Source organism: Synechococcus sp. H70.1 (genome assembly GCF_047502705.1).
In the GTDB taxonomy this organism is placed as follows: Bacteria; Cyanobacteriota; Cyanobacteriia; order Thermostichales; family Thermostichaceae; genus Thermostichus.
On the sequence record NZ_JANSIV010000032.1, the window covers coordinates 1 to 1,488 of the forward strand.

1 protein-coding gene is annotated in these 1,488 nt (G+C 51.3%); it reads left to right on the plus strand.

The genetic code is table 11. The features are described 5' to 3' along the window. Positions 1–1,377: TylF/MycF/NovP-related O-methyltransferase (locus NW827_RS02200; protein WP_414503288.1), on the plus strand; the 1,377-nt coding region annotated here is incomplete at its 5' end. Positions 1,378–1,488: the final 111 nt, after the last annotated feature.

Sequence of the window (1,488 nt, forward strand, 5' to 3'; positions counted from 1 at the left end):
ATCTACATCGATGGAAATCACGACGCGCCAGCTCCTCTGCTGGATGCTCAGGTGGCAGACCGCTACGCTGCTGAAGATGCTCTAATTCTCTTTCACGACCTTGCTTCACCGGACGTAGCCGAGGGCCTAAACTACCTGAGGGATCGAGGCTGGAACACGATGATTTACCAAACCATGCAGATCATGGGCGTCGCTTGGCGAGGCAACGTCCAGCCTGTGGAGCATATTCCGGATCCTGCTGTTGATTGGACACTGCCAGAGCATTTGAAGGGATACCCGGTATGCAACCTTGAGTTATCGAGAGTTTTGGAAAAGGTTAAGGCCTTTACCCTTTTGGGCTTTGAGCGTCTCTGGAATCTCTACACCTTGGCCAAGCGAGTCTGCCAAGAAGACATCCCTGGGAACTTTGTTGAGTGTGGCGTTTACAAAGGAGGCAGCTCTGCACTGCTAGCTTGGGTGATCAAAAACTACAGCCGCCGACCTCGCAAGGTTTACGCTTTTGACACCTTCTCAGGGATGCCTCAGCCAACAGAAGTAGACCGAGATTACAGAGGAGTTTTTGCCAATGATACTCCCTATGGAGCTGGAGCTTTGGGTGCTCCTATCTCGGAGAACTTGGAGGTGATCAGTAAGGAGTTAGGAGTTTGGGATCTCATTGTTCCTGTTCAAGGACTGTTTGCTGACACATTGCCAGCTTACCGTGACCAGGTCGGCGAGATCGCTTTTCTACACGCGGACGCTGACTGGTACCAGTCCACAATGGATATCTTTCAGAATCTTTATGAGCAGGTTAACTCCCAAGGATTTATCCAAATCGATGATTACGGACATTGGCAGGGATGTCGAGAGGCTGTCCACGACTTTGAACGAGAAATTGGGGCTTTCTTTCGGTTGCATAGTATTGACTATACCGGAGTCTGGGTGAGCCTGGCTGAGAACCTGCCAGTAGTGAGAGATAGCTTAACAGAAACTACACTTCCGCAAGGGATCTGCCTGAGCAAGTTTAACGTCGTTCTTTTTCCTTACTGGGAGCTGGAAACGGAGCAGCTTGTGCAGGAGTTGGAGAAGCTGCTGGAGCAAATCTTGCTTAGTCCAAATCCAAAAGACTATGCTCTTATCCTACTCGGGGATCCGGATCCACAGCTAGCCAATCAAATACTAGAAATGGCGGCGGGGAATGTAATCCTCAAACTCATGGAGAAAGGAGAGGAAGTAGCTGAGGAGCCGCTTTGTTCTGTGGTGTCTGGCTTGAACCCTTGGCAGTGGGAGAGGCTGATTCAGCATATGAACTACCGCTACCCTCTGAAGCGGGAGCGTTTTCCCAAAGGACTACGGCCAGCTGTCCAGAAGCTGCCTGTTTTGTTGATTGCTCAGTAGGATTTGCCGCCTATCCTCAACCCTCTTGAGGGGGGGGAGGCTTTAAAGTGCATCGGGATCCACCCCCAGTTCTCGCAGCTTTTGGGCCAGACGCTCCGCCCGCTGTTCGGC